This window comes from Duganella paludis, from assembly GCF_054461335.1.
On record NZ_CM136922.1, the window covers coordinates 2,751,171 to 2,768,909 of the forward strand.

13 protein-coding genes are annotated in these 17,739 nt (G+C 65.9%); 3 read left to right on the top strand and 10 right to left on the bottom strand.

Annotation, left to right across the window (positions count from 1 at the left end; translation table 11 throughout):
- The first annotated feature begins 1 nt into the window (after window position 1).
- Window positions 2-2,053: a glycoside hydrolase family 97 protein gene (locus ACXZ1M_RS12270; RefSeq protein ID WP_459053428.1), complete on the top strand. Its 2,052-nt coding sequence runs from the start codon at window positions 2-4 to the stop codon at window positions 2,051-2,053.
- Here the strand turns inward: ACXZ1M_RS12270 and ACXZ1M_RS12275 are convergent.
- From ACXZ1M_RS12275 to ACXZ1M_RS12300, 6 genes are all read right to left on the bottom strand, one after another.
- Window positions 2,037-5,144, bottom strand: a complete 3,108-nt coding sequence (locus ACXZ1M_RS12275; RefSeq protein ID WP_459053429.1) for an efflux RND transporter permease subunit — start codon at window positions 5,142-5,144, stop codon at window positions 2,037-2,039. The genes ACXZ1M_RS12270 and ACXZ1M_RS12275 overlap by 17 nt on opposite strands.
- 14 nt (window positions 5,145-5,158) lie before the next feature.
- Window positions 5,159-6,379, bottom strand: coding sequence for an efflux RND transporter periplasmic adaptor subunit (locus tag ACXZ1M_RS12280; protein ID WP_459053430.1), 1,221 nt, complete (start codon window positions 6,377-6,379; stop codon window positions 5,159-5,161).
- Window positions 6,372-7,604, bottom strand: coding sequence for a TolC family protein (locus ACXZ1M_RS12285; protein ID WP_459053431.1), 1,233 nt, complete (start codon window positions 7,602-7,604; stop codon window positions 6,372-6,374). Before ACXZ1M_RS12285 ends, ACXZ1M_RS12280 begins: the two co-directional genes overlap by 8 nt.
- Before the next feature lie 67 nt (window positions 7,605-7,671).
- On the bottom strand, window positions 7,672-8,016 hold the full coding sequence (locus ACXZ1M_RS12290; protein ID WP_459053432.1) for a hypothetical protein: 345 nt from the start codon (window positions 8,014-8,016) through the stop codon (window positions 7,672-7,674).
- Between the two features lie 35 nt (window positions 8,017-8,051).
- The gene (locus tag ACXZ1M_RS12295; RefSeq protein ID WP_459053433.1) at window positions 8,052-10,214 is read right to left on the bottom strand and encodes a xanthine dehydrogenase family protein molybdopterin-binding subunit; all 2,163 of its coding nucleotides are present in this window, start codon (window positions 10,212-10,214) and stop codon (window positions 8,052-8,054) included.
- Between the two features lie 2 nt (window positions 10,215-10,216).
- Window positions 10,217-10,687: a (2Fe-2S)-binding protein gene (locus ACXZ1M_RS12300; RefSeq protein WP_459053434.1), complete on the bottom strand. Its 471-nt coding sequence runs from the start codon at window positions 10,685-10,687 to the stop codon at window positions 10,217-10,219.
- A 238-nt stretch (window positions 10,688-10,925) separates the two neighbouring features.
- Between ACXZ1M_RS12300 and ACXZ1M_RS12305 the strand changes: the two genes are divergently transcribed.
- A complete protein-coding gene (locus tag ACXZ1M_RS12305) occupies window positions 10,926-12,875 on the top strand; it encodes a phosphatase PAP2 family protein (RefSeq protein ID WP_459053435.1) in 1,950 nt (649 codons plus the stop codon).
- A gap of 61 nt (window positions 12,876-12,936) precedes the next feature.
- Window positions 12,937-13,524 (top strand): hypothetical protein, encoded by a 588-nt coding sequence (locus ACXZ1M_RS12310; RefSeq protein WP_459053436.1) that lies wholly within the window; start codon window positions 12,937-12,939, stop codon window positions 13,522-13,524.
- Window positions 13,525-13,573: 49 nt separating this feature from the next.
- Here the strand turns inward: ACXZ1M_RS12310 and ACXZ1M_RS12315 are convergent, their stop codons facing one another.
- The 4 genes from ACXZ1M_RS12315 to epsC form a co-directional block, all read right to left on the bottom strand.
- Entirely contained in the window at window positions 13,574-15,556 is a 1,983-nt protein-coding gene (locus tag ACXZ1M_RS12315; protein WP_459053437.1) for a family 2A encapsulin nanocompartment cargo protein cysteine desulfurase, read from the bottom strand.
- A 9-nt stretch (window positions 15,557-15,565) separates the two neighbouring features.
- Entirely contained in the window at window positions 15,566-16,498 is a 933-nt protein-coding gene (locus tag ACXZ1M_RS12320) for a family 2A encapsulin nanocompartment shell protein (protein ID WP_459053438.1), read from the bottom strand.
- A gap of 86 nt (window positions 16,499-16,584) precedes the next feature.
- Window positions 16,585-16,818, bottom strand: coding sequence for a helix-turn-helix domain-containing protein (locus ACXZ1M_RS12325; protein WP_459053439.1), 234 nt, complete (start codon window positions 16,816-16,818; stop codon window positions 16,585-16,587).
- Window positions 16,815-17,738, bottom strand: a complete 924-nt coding sequence (epsC, locus tag ACXZ1M_RS12330; protein ID WP_459053440.1) for a serine O-acetyltransferase EpsC — start codon at window positions 17,736-17,738, stop codon at window positions 16,815-16,817. Before epsC ends, ACXZ1M_RS12325 begins: the two co-directional genes overlap by 4 nt.
- Between the last annotated feature and the right edge of the window lies 1 nt (window position 17,739).

A 17,739-nucleotide genomic window follows, 5' to 3' on the forward strand; every position in this document is an offset into this window, starting at 1 on the left:
TGTGCATCATATCAATTCCCTGCAAGTCCGCTGGATCTCCGCCGCCTGCATGATGCTGGGCGTGTACGCCAGCGCGGCGGCCGAAGTGCTGGCCACCGTGTCGTCGCCGAACCGCGCCATCAGCGTGGCGGTGCAACTGGCCGAAGGCGGTCGCCTGAACTACGAGGTGCAGCGCAACGGCAAGCCGCTGATCGCCGCCTCGCGGCTGGGCTTCTTGCTGGCCAATGCGCCGCAGATGGACAACGGCTTTTCGCTGGCCTCGCAAGCCGTCAGCGAGCATGACGACACCTGGGAACAGCCGTGGGGCGAACGCCGCTACGTGCGCAATCACTACAAGGAACTGCGACTGGAGCTGGTGCAGAAGGCGCTGGACAACCGCCGCATGGCGCTGGTGTTCCGCGTGTTCGACGATGGCGTCGGCTTCCGCTATGAATTCCCGGAGCAGGCGCAGTTGCCGGAAACGCGCATCAGCGACGAGCTGACCGAGTTCGTGGTGGCGCCGCAGGCGTGGGCGTGGTGGCAGCAGGCCGGCGAGCAGGCGGCGTTGGAGTACGCAATCCAGAAGTCGCCGTTGAGTGAAGTCGGCATGGCGAACACGCCGCTGACCATCCGCACCAAGGATGGTACGCACATCGCGTTTCACGAAGCGGCGCTGGTTGATTATGCGTCGATGTGGTTGCGCAAGGTCGATGGCCAGAAGCTGCGCGCGCATTTGACGCCGTCGGCGTTCGGGCCGGCGGTGCAGCGGCGCGGCGCTTTCACCACGCCGTGGCGCACCATGCAGATCGCCGACAACGCGGCCGGTCTGTATATGTCGGACCTGGTGCTGAATTTGAACGAGCCGAATAAGCTGGGCGATGTGTCGTGGGTTCATCCATCCAAGTTTGTTGGCGTGTGGTGGGAGATGCATCTGGAGAAAAGCACCTGGGGTTCGGGCGCCAAGCATGGCGCCACCACGGCCAACACCAAGCGCTATATCGATTTTGCGGCGGCCAACGGCTTCCGTGGTGTGCTGGTGGAGGGCTGGAACCAGGGATGGGATGGCAACTGGTCGGGCAGCGGTTCGACCTTCAGCTTTACGAAATCGTATCCGGATTTCGATCTGGCGGCGGTGAGCAGCTATGCGCAGCAAAAGGGTGTGCGGCTGATCGGCCATCACGAGACCGGCGGCAATATCGCGCGCTATGAGCAGCAGATGGATGCGGGTTATCAGCTGTATGCCAAGGTGGGTGTGGACAGCATCAAGTCCGGTTATGTGACAGATGCGGGTGCGGCGTTGTTTGCGGATGCGGATGGCGGAACCCATTTTGGTTATACCGATTCGCAGGAAGGCGCGCGCCATTTCCTGAAGGCGGTGACCGAAGCGGCGCGCTACAAACTGGCGATCGATACGCATGAACCGATCAAGGACACGGGCTTGCGCCGCACCTACCCGAACTGGATTTCGCGTGAGGGTGCGCGGGGCATGGAGTTCAATGCGTGGGGCTCGCCGATCAATAGTGTGGACCATGAGGTGAACCTGGTCTTCACGCGCATGTTGAGCGGGCCGATGGACTATACGCCGGGCATTCTGAGCCTGGAGGGTGTGAAGGGACGGCCGATCAATTCGACGCAGGCCAAGCAGCTGGCGAGCTTTGTGGTGATTTATTCGCCGGTGGTGATGGCGGCCGATTTGATCGAGAACTATGAGAAGTATCCGGGTCCGTTCAAGTTCATCAAGGATGTGCCGACCGATTGGAGCGATACGCGCGTGCTGCATGGGGAGTTGGGCGAGTATGCGACCATCGCGCGCAAGGATCGCAAGTCGGATGATTGGTATCTTGGTTCGGTCACCGACGGCAACGCGCGTACGCTGGCGCTGCCCTTGACCTTCCTCGATCCGGGCAAGCGCTATGTGGCGGAGATTTACCGTGATGGCGACAAGGCGGATTATCGTACCGTGCGGCGGTTCGATATCGTTATCGAGAAGAAGACCGTCACCGCCAAGACGGTCCTGCAACTCAAGCTGGCGCCTGGCGGCGGCCAGGCGATCCGTTTCAGTCCTGCCGGCTGACTCGGTGGACAAGACGGTAGAGTAGCGGCAGCATCAGCAACGTCAACGCAGTCGAAGACAGGATGCCTCCGATGACCACCGTCGCCAGCGGGCGCTGAACTTCGGCACCGGTGCCGGTGGCGATCGCCATGGGGATGAACCCCAGCGACGCCACCAGCGCCGTCATCAACACCGGCCGCAGTCGCGCCAGCGCGCCTTCCCTCACCGCCTGATCCACGCTGCGGCCCTCCTCTCGCAACTTGCGGATGGCCGTGATCAGCACCAGCCCATTCAGCACCGCCACACCCGACAAGGCGATAAAGCCCACCGCCGCCGATATCGACAACGGTATGCCACACAAGGCCAGTGCCGCCAGTCCGCCCGTCAACGCAAACGGTATGCCGCTGAACACCAGCAGCCCATCCTTCAAATTACCGAACATGGCGAATAGCAGCAGCATCACCAAGCCCAGCGCCGCCGGCACCACGATCTGTAAACGCTGTGTGGCCGATTGCAGCTGTTCGAACTGCCCGCCCCACGTGGTCCAGTACCCGGCCGGGATCTTCACCTCCCGCAGACGCTGCTCCGCCTCCGCCACGAACGAACCGATATCGCGTCCGCGCACATTGGCGCTGATGACCACGCGCCGCTTGCCGTTCTCTCGGCTGACCTGGTTCGGCCCCGGCACAATGCTGAACGTCGCCACCTCACCCAGCGGAATGAAGTTGCCGCCGCCCGGCAGCGGCAAAGGCAGGCGCTTCATCTGATCCAGATCGCTGCGCAGCGCTTCCGGCAGACGCACCACGATGCCGAAACGGCGGTCGCCTTCGAACATGGCACCCGCCTCCTTGCCTCCAATCGCAGTCGCAATCACATCCTGCACGTCGCCGACATTCAGGCCATAGCGCGACGTCTTCTCGCGGTCGATATCCACCGTCAGCACCGGGAGGCCATCGGTCTGCTCCACCTTGACCTCCTGCACGCCGTCGATTTTTTCCAGCGCCGCCGCAATGCGCGCGGAGGTCGCATTGAGCACCTCCGCATCATCGCCGAACAGCTTGACCGCCACATCACTGCGCACGCCCGAAATCAATTCATTGAAACGCAGCTGGATCGGCTGCGAAAACTCGTAGGCATTGCCCGGCAACTGCGCCACCGTCTCCTGTATCGCCGCCAACAACTCGGCGCGCGACTTCTTCGGCTTGGGCCACTGCGCTTCCGGCTTGAGCATGATGTAGCCGTCCGAGATATTCGGCGGCATCGGGTCGGAAGCGATTTCCGCCGTGCCGGTGCGTGCAAACACGCGCTCGATCTCGGGGAACTTGCGCATCAGCGTGACTTCGATCTGCTTCTGCATCTCCACTGATTGCGTCAGGCTGGTGCCGGGGATGCGCAAGGCTTGCATGGCGATGTCGCCTTCGTTCAGCGACGGCACGAACTCGCTGCCCATGCGCGTTGCCAGCAGCACCGCCAGCGCCACCGCGATGCCGGCAAAGCTCAGCACCACCGGCGCATTGGCCAGCGCGCGTTCCAGCAGCGCGCCATACCAGTTGCTGAGACGCGGCGTGTGCTTCTCCACCACGCTGTCGCCGATAAACAGCGCCACCGCCGCCGGGATGAAGGTGACCGACAGCAGCATGGCGCCGGCCAGCGCCATCACCACCGTCAGCGCCATCGGATGGAACATGCGTCCCTCCACGCCGCTCAGCGCGAAGATCGGCAGGTAGACCACCATGATGATCAGTTGACCGAACAGCAGCGGCCTGCGGGCTTCCTTGGCCGCGCCGAAGACTTCCTCGAATTTTTCCGCGCGCGTGAGCGGCCGTCCCAGTGTGGCCTGCGCATGCGCCAGGCGCCGCACGCAGCTTTCCACGATCACCACCGCGCCATCGACGATGATGCCGAAATCGAGCGCGCCGAGGCTGAGCAGGTTGGCGCTGACCTTGTACGCCACCATGCCGCTGAAGGTGAAGAGCATCGCCAGCGGAATCACCATGGCCGTGATCAGCGCCGCGCGCAGGTTGCCGAGGAAGAGGAACAACACCGCGATCACCAGCACCGCGCCTTCCAGCAGGTTGCGCTTGACCGTGCGGATCGCCTTGTCCACCAGCGCCGTGCGGTCGTAGACGGTGATCGCCACCACGCCTTTCGGCAGGCTGCGGTTGATGGCGGCCATCTGCTTGTCCACCGCCTGCGCCACGGCACGGCTGTTTTGGCCGATCAGCATGAACACGGTGCCCAGCACGACTTCGCGGCCGTTCTCGGTGGCGGCGCCGGTGCGCAGTTCGCGGCCGATGTCGACGTCGGCGACGTCGCGCACCCGCACCGGCACGCCGTCCACGCTACGGAGGATGATGTTGCGGATGTCGTCCAGCGAACGCACTTGTCCCGGCGCACGCACCAGCAGCTGCTCACCGCGCCTTTCGATGTAGCCGGCGCCGGCGTTGCCATTGTTGCGCTCCAGCGCCGCCACAACATCGCGCAGGGTCAGGCCGTAGGAGGCCAGGCGTTGCGGCTGGGGCGCCACGTGATATTCCTTGGCGTAGCCGCCGATGGAATTGATCTCGGTGACGCCGGCCACATTGCGCAATTGCGGCTTGACGATCCAGTCCTGGATTTCGCGCAGGTCGGTCGGCGTGTAGGGCGTGCCGTCGGCTTTCAGTGCGCCGGGCAGCGCTTCCACGGTCCACAGGTAGATTTCACCGAGGCCGGTGGAGATCGGCCCCATCGACGGCGTGATCCCGTCCGTCAGCCGCGCACGCGCCTCCTGCAGGCGTTCGCTGACCATCTGGCGCGCGAAGTAGATGTCGGTGCCGTCCTTGAACACCACGGTGATCTGCGACAGGCCGTAGCGCGACAGCGAACGTGTTTGCTCAAGGCGCGGCAGGCCGGCCAGCACGGTCTCCAGCGGCAGGGTGACGCGCTGCTCGGTTTCCAGCGGCGAATAGCCCGGCGCGGAGGTGTTGATCTGCACCTGGACGTTGGTGATGTCGGGCACGGCGTCGATCGGCAGCTTCTGGTAGCTGTACACGCCCAGTGCGGCCATGGCGGCCACCAGCAGCATGACCAGCCAGCGCTGCGCGATGGCGTAGCGGATGATACGTTCAAACATGGTCGTCTCCCGCTTCAATGTGCATGTTCTGCGCTGCCCTTGCCCAGCTCCGCCTTCAGCACGTAGCTGTTGGCGGCGGCGTATTGCGCGCCGGCGGGCAGGCCTTGCAGGATTTCGGTGAGCTTGCCGTCGCTGCGGCCCAACGTCACCGGATGCACTTCAAAGCCGGTGGCGGTGCGCACGAAGACAGCGGGTTGGCCGTCCACGGTTTGCACGGCTTCCGCCGCCACCGTGACGGCGGCCGCGCTCAGGCCGGACTGCACATCGACATTGACGAACAGGCCGGGACGCCAGGCGCGTTCGGGATTAACCAACGCCACGCGGGCGTTGGCGGTGCGGGTCTGTTCGCCCAGCAGCGCGCCGACGTAGGTGATCTTGCCGCTGGCTTGTGCGGCGAAGGCGGTGGCGCGCACGGTGACGGTGTCGCCCACTCGCACACGGTTCAGGTCTTGCGGCGGCACGGCGAAGTCTGCCCACACGGTGGACAAGTCGGAGATCGTGAAGACGTTGGCGTCTTCCTTGATGGCTTCACCGAGGGCCAGGTGCTTTTCCATCACCACGCCGGCGAATGGTGCGCGCAGTTCCAGCTGGTTCAGTTGCGCGCCGGCGGCGGCGCCGGCTCCTAACACGCTGAGTTTCTGGCGCGCGTTCAGCAGCGCCAGCTCGGCTTCGCTGTGCGCCTGGCGTGCTTGCAGGTAGTCCTGTTCAGCGGAGATCTTGTCTTGCCACAGCTTGCGTTCGCGTTCTAGCGTGGTGGCGGCCAGCGTCAGGCGCTTTTGCGCGGAGAGCAGTTCGCTGCGTTGTTCGGACAGGGCGCTGCTGGCCAACACCGCCAGCAGTTGGCCGCGCTCCACGCTCTGGCCCAACTGCACATGCACCGCGCTGACCACACCGGGCAGCTTGGGCACCACGTGGGCGGTGCGGTCGTCGTTGAAGCGGATCTCACCCGGCAGGGTGAGGATGGTGCTGATCTGCGCCGGCGCGGCTGTCGCCAACACGATGTCGGCGGCTTTGATCTGCGCCGCCGTCAGCGCGATGGCCTCCAGCTTGCCTGCCGGCGCGGTCGGTGCAGCGTCCGTATGCCCGGCTTCGCCGTGCCCCTCCTCGCCATGCTCGTCGCCGCCGCGCGGCTTGAGGATGAGCGCCGCCAGAAGCAGCGCCAACGCCACCATCGCCATCGCCATCGCCATCGCCACAATGGTGATCGCCTGTTTTTTGTTCAAGTACTTATTCATGTTCCGCTCCGAGTATGCGCGAAATGGCTGCCTGCGCGCGATGCGCTTCGGCCAGCGTGGTGAGGTAGTGAGATTGCGCCTGCAGCAGCGTGCGCTGTGCATCGAGCACGTCGAGGAAGCCGAACTTGCCGTAGTCGAAGCCCGTGCTGGTGGCCTCGTACGCGCTGCGCGCACCCGGCAGGATTTCGTCGCGCAATGTCCGCGCCTGCGCGCGGGCCGACGCATAGTCTTCACGCGCCTGCACCAGCTCCGTCTCCAGCAGCGCCGCCGTCGCCGCCAGACCATCGCGCGCCTTGTCGGTGCGACGTGCCGCCTCCAGCAGCGCGCCCTGGTTGCGATCGAACAGCGGCAACGGCACCGACAAACCAATCACTGCCTGCGAGCGTCCCAATTCCTCCGAACGCCTGCTGCCGACCGTGAGTGCCACGTCCGGCGCGCGACGCGAGCGCTCGACCTGCGTCAGGGCCTGACGCCGCTCCAGCTCCACCTGCGCCACCTGCATGGCCGGCGCCTGCGCCAGCAAGGCGCGCTGCGCCGCCAGTGCCGGCAATTCGGGCAAGCCCTCGAACTCGCCCACAACCTGTTCGAAACGCGGCGAAGGATTGCCCCACAATGCCGCCAGCCGCGCACGCGCAGTCGCCAGAGTGCTTTGCGCGCGGATCAACTCCAGCCCCACCGTGGACGCGGCCACCTGCGCGCGCGTCTCCTCCACCGGCGACACCTTGCCCGCCACCACGCGCCTGCCGGTGGCCGACGCCACGCGCCGCGCCAGTTCGGACGCCTGCTGCGCCAGGCGCAACTGCTCCTGTGCCGCCAGCACGGCGAACCATGCGGCCGCCGTTTCCGCCCGCACTTCAGCGCGACGCTGCGCCAGCGCCGCTGCAGCGCCTTCGCGTCCGCGTTGCGCCGCCTGCACGCGCGCAGCGCGCTTGCCGCCCAACTCCAGCGGTTGACTCAATAACAGTGTGGTTTCGCGGCGATCATCGCCACCGTCGCGCCGCCGGCCGACGCGCTCCATGGACAGCGAGGGATTGGGCAGCAGGCCGGCCTGCTGCACCGCGCCGTCCTCCGCCAACAGTTCATGCCGCGCCGCCGCCAGATCGGCGTTGGCGCCGTCGGCCAGCGCCAGCGCTGCGGGCAGCGTCAGTGGCGTGGACGGCTCGATACCGGCCTGCGCGCACGCAGACCACGCCGCTAAACATAGCGGCAAAATAAATTTGACCATCGAATACTCCGAATGAATGGATATTCGACGAGACGTGAATTGGAATGTAAGTCAGGCCTCGTCGCGCTCAGGCGACGAGCATCCAGTTGGGCCGTGGCGGCCCGTCGGCGATAAAGGAGTAGTAGTGCAGCGCGCCCGGCGACGCATAGGAGGGAGCCGGCGCCACCGCCAGCAAAGCATCGGCGCCTGGCACCGAGAGCTGCACCGCGTGATGACAGACTTCGCAGTCGCCATGCGGCTTGCCGGTTTTGCTCTTGCCCGCATCATCATCGGCCTGCGCCTGATGATCGTGGCCGTGGTGGCCGAAGTGGGTGACCTTGCTGTCCTCGTGCTGGCAATAGACGGCCGCCATCGACCAGGAATACTGGATCGGCAGGATGGTCAGCAGCAGGATGAGCAATAGCTTTTTCACCAAGCTATTGTAGCAGCCTGCCGCCGACTATGCTCCTAAGCCTTCTTCAGCAGTTCCGCGCGCAGCGGCAGTTCGCGCACGCGCACGCCGGTGGCGGCGAACACCGCATTGGTCAGCGCCGCGCCGACGCCGGCCGTTCCCGGCTCGCCGATGCCGCCGGGCGCCTCGCTGCTGCGCACCAGTTCCACATCGATCTTCGGCGCTTGGCTCATGCGCAGGATCGGGTAGTCGTGGAAATTGCTCTGCTCCACGCGGCCATCCTTCACCGTGATGGCGCCGAACAGGCCAGCCGTCAGGCCGTAGTTGATGCCGCTCTGGATCTGCGCCACCACCGTGTCCGGATTGACCACCTGGCCGCAATCGACCGCGCACACCACGCGCTTGACGGCCACTTCGCCCTCATCGCTGACCGTGACATCGACCACCTGCGCCAGGTAGGTGCCCCAGGCGCGCATCAGGGCGATGCCGCGTCCACTGCGGGCCGGCAACGGCTCGCCCCAGCCGGCCTTCTGCGCCGCCACTTTCAGCACGTGGGCCGCGCGCGGCTCCTTGCCCAGCAGCGCCAGGCGATAGGCCAGCGGGTCTTGCCCGGCCTTGAGCGCCAGTTCGTCCATGAAGCTTTCCAGCACCGTCATGTTGCGGGTCGGGCCGACGCCGCGCCAGAAGGCGGTCGGCACCGGGCCGTCCTCCTGCGTGTATTCGCTGCGCATGTTGGGGATATCGTAGGAGAAGATATCCGAACCTTCGACGTTGTCGATATCGAGACCGTCCTTAAGCCAGCCCGGCGCGAACGCCGCCAGGTTGGATGGTCCGGCGATCTTGTGCGAGAACGCCACCGGCTTGCCGGCCGCGTCGAGCGAGGCCGATACCGTGTGCGCGTACAGGCCACGGAACAGGCAGTGCTGGATATCCTCCTCGCGGCTCCACACCAGCTTGACCGGCGCCTTGACCTGCTTGGCCACCTGCGCCGCCTGCACCACGTAGTCCGTGTACAGCCTGCGACCGAAGCCGCCGCCGATCAGGTGGTTGTGCAGCGTGACCTTCTCCGGCGCCAGGCCCAGCGCCTTGGCCGCATCGTCGCGCGCGCGTGCCGGCACTTGCGAGCCGGTCCAGATTTCGGCCGTGCCGTCGCCCTTCACGTGCACGGTGCAGTTCATCGGCTCCATGGTGGCGTGGGCCAGCATGGGATTGATGTACAGCGCCTCGACGCGCTTGCCGTCGGCGGCCAGCGCCTTCAAGGCGTTGCCGTCGTTGCGGGCGACGTGACCGGGCTTTTGCAGCGCCGCCACCATGGTCTTGCGCACGTCGTCGGTGGTCAGCTTGGCGTTGGCGCCGTCGTCCCACTTGATCTCGAGGGCGGCCAGGCCCTGCTTGGCGTACCAGTAGTTGTCGGCCACCACGGCCACCGCGTTATCGAGCTTGACGATCTGGCGCACGCCGCGCAGCTTGCGCGCCTTAGCGTCGTTGACCGATTTGAGCTTGCCGCCGAGGACCGGGCTGGCCGCGACCACCGCCACCTTCATGCCCTTGACCTGGGCGTCGATGCCGAATTGCGCCGTGCCGTCGGTTTTTCCTTTGGCGTCCAGGCGCTTGAGCGGCTTGCCGATCAACTTGAAATCTTTCGCGTCCTTGAGCGCCACCTTCTGCGGCGCCGGCAGCTTGGATGCGGCGGCCGCCAGCTTGCCGTACTTGAGGCGACGGCCGCTGGCCGCATGCAGTACCTCGCCGTGTTCGGCGCGGCAGCTGTCCGGCGCCACCTGCCATTCGTTGGCGGCGGCCTGGATCAGCACCATGCGCGCGGCGGCGCCGGTCTGGCGCATCGGCTCGAACATGGTGCGGATGGTCAGCGAGCCGCCGGTGAACTGGTCGCCGAAGGGAGCGCCGTAGACCTTGGCGTCGGCCGGTGCGTGGCGCAGCTGGATCTTGTCCATGTCCACTTCCAGCTCTTCTGCGATCAGCATCGGGATCGAAGTGTAGGTGCCCTGGCCCATCTCGACCTTGGGCATGGTGAGCACGATGCTGTCGTCGGCGCCGATGGCGATGAAGGCGTTCAGGTCGGCCGGCGCGGTGACGGCAGCAGCGGTAGCCGCCTCACCCGCGCCCGGCCAGAAGCCCACCATCAAGCCACCGCCGGCGGCGGCGGCCACTTTCAGGAAACTGCGGCGCGACACGGCGCCCGGAGCGTAAGGGGTATTCATGCTCATGCTCCTTTCAGCACTGGCGACGCGGCGGCATCCTTGATCGCCTCGCGGATGCGGCTATAGGTGCCGCAGCGGCAGATATTGCCGGCCATGGCATCGTCGATCTCGGCATCGGTCGGCTTCTGGTTCTTGGCCAGCAGGGCGGCGGCCGACATGATCTGGCCGGATTGACAGTAGCCGCACTGCACCACCTCCACCTTCAGCCAGGCGGCCTGGGTCGCCTTGCCGGCCGGCGTGGCGCCGATGCCCTCGATGGTGGTGACCTTCTTGCCCGCCACCGCCGACACCGGCAGCACGCACGAGCGGGTGGCCTCGCCGTCGACGTGCACGGTGCAGGCGCCGCACAGCGCCATGCCGCAGCCGAACTTGGTGCCGGTCATGTGCGCCTCGTCGCGCAGCACCCACAGCAGGGGCATATCGCCAGGCACTTCGAACTGGCGCGGCTTTCCATTGATGGTGAGCTTGATCATGAGCGGTCTCCGTGGACAAAACGCCACTATAGCCATATATGTACGCTAGGTGACACTAGCCAATAGGGATACAGAAACAACTGATAGTTGCAAATCCTCCACGATGGTTGAGCAATACCAATTTGGCATAGCAGCATAATATTTTCGTCTGGAAGCGCTGCCACGCAAATTGCGTCACCGGGCTGTCATATGCGCTCCTTACCCTGTGGCCTTTTTCCAACTGACCACGGACCCTGACATGCATCTTCTTCCCGCCCGCCCCCTGATGATGGCCCTGAGTATCGCCCTGGCGCTGAGCGCCTGCGGCGGCTCCAACTCCGAAGCACCGCTGGTGATCCCGGCGGCGCCGGCCGATCAGGGCGCGGCGGAAACCGTGGCCGTGCCGTCGGCTACCGCCTTCGTCGACACCGTCGCCACCAACCAGCGCGGCGACGCCCGCTACGCCACCCTGAACACCAATGCCGCCGTGCGCATCCTGGGCGGCTTCCTCAACGTATGGAAACCGCTGACCGAGATCGTCGACGCCGGCGTGACCGCGCCGGCGGTGGACGGCTTCCCGGCCGTGGTGGCCTCGACCTGGACCGGCGTACCCGGCGACGGCACGCCGGACGGCAAGGTGGTCAACGCCGCCGTGCACCAGGCCAATATCGACTACGTGGTCAAAGCCACCACCGGCCGCAGCGCCGAGCAGGCCGTGCAAGCCTACCTGGACGACCGTCGCGGCAAAGGCTACAGCGTCACCGAAGGCCTGGGTCCGCTGACCGCCGCCTGGCGCAGCGCCGCGCAGCAGACCACCAGCATCAACAGCGTGGCGGCCGACGCCACCACTGTGCTGTACAACGACAGCGGCAACAACACCGGCGTGGGTGGCAGCGCCAACGCCAGCTTCGGCAGCGTGGTCGACCTGGTCAACCTGGTCGGCAACAACGCCTCCACCGAACCGGCCAAGCGCTTCTACAAATACGCGCGTCCCTACCGTTGGAGCAGCAGCGTGGTGCTGCTGCCGACACTGGTGCCGGCCAAGAGCACCACGCCGGCCACCGACGGCGGCTTCACCAGCGGCCACTCGGCCGAAGCCACGCGCGACGCCGTCGCCATGGCCTACGCCCTGCCGGAACGCTTCCAGGAAATCCTCAGCCGTGGGCTGGAACTGGGTGAATCGCGCATCCTGGCGGGCATGCACTCGCCGCTGGACGTGCTGAGCGGCCGCATCCTCGGCCAGGCCAGCGCCGCCGCCAACCTGGCCGATCCGGCCAACGCCGCTAAGAAGGCCGCCGCCGTCACGCAAGCGCACACCGCGCTGATGGCCGCCACCGGCACCACGGCCGTCAACTTCGCCGCCTACGCCCAATCGGGCACGGCGGCCAACGACCGCTTCGCCGACTACGCCACCAACAAGGCCAACTACCTGCGCCGCAGCACCTACGGCTTCGCGCCGATCGCCGCCACCAACGTCGCGGCCGCCGTGCCGAAGGGCGCCGAGGTGCTGCTGGAGACGCGCCTGCCCTACCTGGACGAAGCGCAGCGCCGTGTGGTGCTGAAAACCACCGCGCTGGCCTCGGGCTACCCGGTGATGGACGATCCTGAAGGCTGGGGCCGCCTCAACCTGTTCGCGGCGGCCGACGGCTACGGCGCCTTCAGCGGCAACGTCGCCATCGTCATGGACGCGGCCAAGGGCGGCTTCCACGCCTTCGACCGCTGGCGCAACGACATCGGCGGTGCGGGCAAGCTGGTCAAGCAAGGCACGGGCACGCTGGCCCTGGCCGGCGCCAACAGCTGGACCGGCGGCACCGAGCTGACGGCCGGCACGCTGCAGGCCGACTCGGTGGCTGCCTTGGGCGGTGGCGACGTGTATGTGAGCGGCGGCACGCTGGTGGCCAGCGCACCGTCGGCGCTGAAACTCGGCGCGCGCTACACCCAGCTGAGCGGCAGCACCACGCTGGAACTGGACCTCGGCGGCGCGGCGGCGGGTAGCGCCGGCAGCTTGAACGTAAGCGGCCTGGCCACCATCGGCGGCGGCACGCTGCGCATCAAGTTCGCCAGCGGCTACAAGCCGAAGGCGGGCGATGTGCTAAACGTGATCACGGCCGGCGGCTTGAAGGGTAAGTTCAACACCGTCACGGTGGATGGCTTCAGCAACGTGACGCCTACCTATAGCGGCACGACGCTGACGCTGACCCTCGGCTAGGCGGACGCAAGCGCGGCGGCAAGATGTATGATGGAGGCATCGTCCACTTGCCGACCGCGCCATGAATCAAGCTGAACTCGATCTCTTCAACGACAAGCTCGACGCCCACGCCAAGGAGGTCGAACGCTTTCATGGAGAGGTGGCGAACGTCACGCGACAGATCGCCAACTGCGACAAGCTGGTGCGGCTGGCGAATGCAGGCCTGAGCCAGATCGACGGCAAGATCGTCGAAGCGATCCGCATCAGCGCCGAGGCGCAACAGATCGCCGATAACGCCGGCACGCAAGCCAGCGCGGCGGCCACGGTGGCCACCGCCGCCGCCGTCAACGAGATGGTGGGCAAGCTCAACGAAGCGACCGACGCGGCGCGCAAGACCAGCCTGTCGCTGAACCTGCTGCAATTCAAGACCGGCGGCTGGATCGCCGTCTACACGGTGCTGGTATTGCTGTGCTGCCTGTTCACCGGCTGGCTCACCAGTTGGGCGATGCGCGGCAACGCCCTCACGCCCGAGCAAGCCCACTACGTCGAACTGGGCAAAGCCCATGAAGCCCTGCTGGCCAACGCCAGCGACAAGGAACTCAAGCAACTCACCGCCATCCGCAATAGATCCGGGGTCAGGTCCTCCATTGCTACACGGCCCCAGCCGTAGGCGCGCCTACGGCTGGGGCCGTGTAGCAATGGAGGACCTGACCCCGGATTTATCGGCGCTGGCTGGACAGGCGACGTACCACTTCGATCAAGCGGTCGATTTCATCGTAGGTGTTGTAGAACGCCAGTGACGGCCGCACCGTGGTTTCGACGCCGAAGCGGCGCAGGATCGGTTGCGCGCAGTGGTGGCCCGTGCGCACGGCGATGCCTTCTTCGTTGAGCGCCTTGCCTACTTCTTCGGTGCTGTAGCCGTCCAGTACGAAGGACATCACGCTGGCTTTGTCCGCCGCCGTGCCGATCAGGCGCACGCCTTTGATTTCCCTCAGCTTGGCCGTGCCGTACACCAGCAGATCGTGCTCGTAGCGCGCGATGTTTTCGATACCGATGCGGTTGACGTAGTCGATCGCCGCGCCCAGGCCCACCGCATCCGCGATGTTGCCGGTGCCGGCTTCGAACTTGTTGGGGATCGGCTGGAACACGGTTTTCTCGAACGTGACGTCGGCGATCATGTTGCCGCCGCCTTGCCATGGCGGCATGTCTTCCAGCACCGCGCGCTTGCCCCAGACGACGCCGATGCCGGTCGGCCCGAACACCTTGTGGCCGGAGAAGACGAAGAAATCCGCGTCCAAATCCTGCACGTCGATGCGCATGTGCGAGATCGATTGCGCGCCGTCCACCAAGGCCTTGGCGCCGGCGCGGTGCGCCAGTTCGACGATTTCCTTGATCGGCGTAACCGTGCCCAGCGCGTTCGATACCTGCGTGACGGCCACCAGCTTGGTGTGGTCGTTGAGCAGCTTGCGGTATTCGTCGAGCAGGATCTGGCCGCTGTCGTCGACCGGGATCACGCGCAACTTGGCGCCCTTGGCGGCGGCCAGCTGCTGCCAAGGCACGATGTTGGCGTGATGCTCCAGGTTGGAGACGATGATTTCGTCGCCCTCGCCGATGTGCTGCGCGCCCCAGCTTTTCGCCACCAGGTTGATCGCCTCGGTAGTGCCACGCACGAAGATGACTTCGTTGACGTCCGGCGCGTTGATGAAGCGCTTGACGCGTTCGCGCGCGCCTTCGTAGGCGTCGGTGGCGCGCGCCGCCAGTTCATGCGCGGCGCGGTGGATGTTGGAGTTTTCGTGCTCGTAGAAGTAGGCGATACGGTCGATCACCGCCTGCGGCTTGTGCGTGGTGGCGGCGTTGTCGAACCATACCAGCTGGCGGCCGTTGACGCGCTCCTGCAATATCGGGAAGTCGCGCCGCACGGCGTGCACGTCAAACGGTGGATGGCGGTCGCCGCCGGCCAGTGGCACCGCGCCATGCGGCTGCGGCTTGGCTGGCGTGACGTAGCCGCTTGGCAGCACCACGGAGTCTACAAAATAGTATTGCGGACGATCGGAGGTCGATGGTGCTGCGGGCGAACCGGGAGCGGGCGGCGGTGCGCTCAGGCTGCGCGCTGCCGATACCGGCGCGGCGCCCGGGAACAAGCTGGCTTCCGGCACCTGGAAGTCCGAACTTGGTACGCCATTGCCAGGCTGGCCGTAACGTTCACTCAAGAAATAATAAGGCGAAGCGTCGGCCGACGGCGCCGACGATCCTGCGCCCGCCGCCTGCGGCACGCCCAGCACCGCGCCGCCGCTGCGCGGCTCGTAGGCGGGTACGGCAGAGTAGATTTTATCCGGCACGCCGTTGCCGGCCGGCACCACCGGCGCCAAGGCCGGCGCGCGGTTACCCAGCGACAGCACTTGCGTCGGCGAGGCCGGAATCAGGTTGGTGCCTGGAACCTGGCCTTGCGGAATCGGCGTCCCCGGCACGCCGGGACCAAAGCCTGCAGGACTCACCAGCGGCGAACCGGGCGGTGCGATGTTGCCGGGCGCTTGCACGCCGTGTACGCCCAGCGGCGTGCTGAACGGCGCAGCGGGAGGCGTTGCCGGCCCCGCGCCGGGCTTCGCGCTGAAGAACTCGTTGGCCAGCCGCGCCAGCGCAGCCGGATCGAACGGTGCGCCCTGCGGCTCTGCCAGCGGCAGCGAGGGAGATGGAAGGCTCACGGCGCGTCCTTATTTGTAAGTATCTGGATAGTCGTGGTATTTGCCGATTTCAACATCATCGAGCACCGCCAGCGCATCCGGGGTCAGCACCGCCAGCGAGCAGTAGAGCGAAATCAGATACGACGAGATCGCGTGGTTGTTGATGCCCATGAAGCGCACCGACAGCCCAGGGCTTTGCTCACCCGGCAGGCCCGGCTGGAACAGGCCGACCACGCCCTGGCGCTTGTCACCCACGCGCAGCAGGATGATCTTCGATTTGCCATCAGCCACCGGCACCTTGTCCGACGGGATCAGTGGAATGCCGCGCCAGGTGATGAATTGCGAACCGAACAGGCTGATGGTCGGCGGCGGCGTGCCGCGACGCGTCGCTTCGCGGCCGAAGGCGGCAATCGCCAGCGGGTGGGTCAGGAAGAAGGCCGGTTCTTTCCACACCTTGGTCAGCAGCTCGTCCAGATCGTCCGGGGTCGGTGCGCCGGTCAGCGGGAAAATGCGTTGCTCATCGGTGACTTGCGCCAGCAGGCCGTAATCCGGGTTGTTGATCAGCTCGGATTCCTGGTTTTCCTTGATGGTCTCGATGGTCAGGCGCAACTGTTCCTTGATCTGGTCGTGCGGGCTGCTGTACAGATCGGACACGCGGGTGTGCACGTCGAGCACGGTGGAGACCGCGTTGAGGAAATACTCGCGCGGATTTTCTTCGTAGTCGACATAGGTGCGCGGCAGCTGGTTCTCTTCTTCGCGCGCGGTGCAGGTGACCTTGATCGATTCCGGATTCTTCACCTGGTTCAGGCGGTAGATACCGGCTTCCACCGGCACCCATTGCAGCAGGTGCGTCAGCCAGCGCGGGCTGATGGTCGACAGCTGGGGAGCGGTCTTGGTTGCATTTGCTAATTGCCGTGCGGCGTTATCGCCCAGCGCCGTGGTACCACCTACAGTTGCCGACATCGTGACTCCGATCCAGATTGGTTAATAAGAAAAACGAATAAGCTAGTTTGCTGTTTGCATAACGTTTGTTCAACAGGCTATCGCCATCACGCGGGCGGCCGTTGCGCTTCACCATGCGTGAGCAGTTCGGATGGCGTCAGTTGCAAGGCGGCCGCCAGCTTCTCCACGGTCACCAGCGACGCGATCACCACGCCGCGCTCGATCTCGCCGACGTAGGAGCGGTTCAGGTTGGAGTGCTCGGCCAGCCGCTCCTGCGACCAGCCCTGCGCTTCCCTCAACTGGCGCACGCCCAGGCCGAAGTTCTGCACCAGCGGACTCATGAGGCACCGATGCCGTTGGCGAACGCGCCCTCGCGCGATTCGGCCTGCGCCACGCGGCCGCCGGCCGGCACATCGTGCGTGAGCCAGACATTGCCGCCGATGACAGCGCCCTTGCCCAGCGTGATGCGGCCGAGGATGGTGGCGCCGGCGTAGATCACCACGTCGTCCTCCACCACCGGATGGCGCGGCCAGCCTTTTTGCAGATTGCCTTCGGCGTCGGTCGGGAAGCGCTTGGCGCCCAGCGTGACGGCCTGGTACACGCGCACGCGCTCGCCGATGACGGCGGTCTCGCCGATCACCACGCCGGTGCCGTGGTCGATGAAGAAGCCGGCGCCGATCTGCGCGCCCGGATGGATGTCGATGCCGGTGGCGCTGTGCGCCAGCTCGGCCACGATGCGCGCCAGCAGCGGCAGGCCCAGCACGTACAGCTGGTGCGCCAGGCGGTAATGAATCATCGCCAGCACGCCGGGATAGCAGAGCAGCACCTCGTCGACGCTACGCGCGGCCGGATCGCCCTGGTAGGCGGCCAGCACATCGCTGTCGAGCAGGCTGCGGATAGCGGGCAGGGCGGCGGCGAAACTGCGCACGGCTGCCAGCGCTTCTTCCTCGACCGGTCGGCCGGTCTCGCCGTGCAGGCTGGCGTTATAGGCCAGCTCGCGTTTGACCTGATGCAGCAGTGCGTGCAGCGAAGCATCCAGCGCGTGGGCGACGTGGAAGTTTTCGCTTTCCTGGCGCAGGTCGGGCGGACCGAGGCGCATCGGGAACAGCACGCCCTTGAGGCAGTCGAGAATGGAGGAGAGCGCGTCGCGCGACGGGAATTCGCGGTTGCCGGCTTCGCTGTTGCGGCTCTGTGTCAGGCGCCAGCTGTGACGCGCATCGTGCAGCGCCTGTACCACGCCGGGGATGTCGAAGGTGGCCATG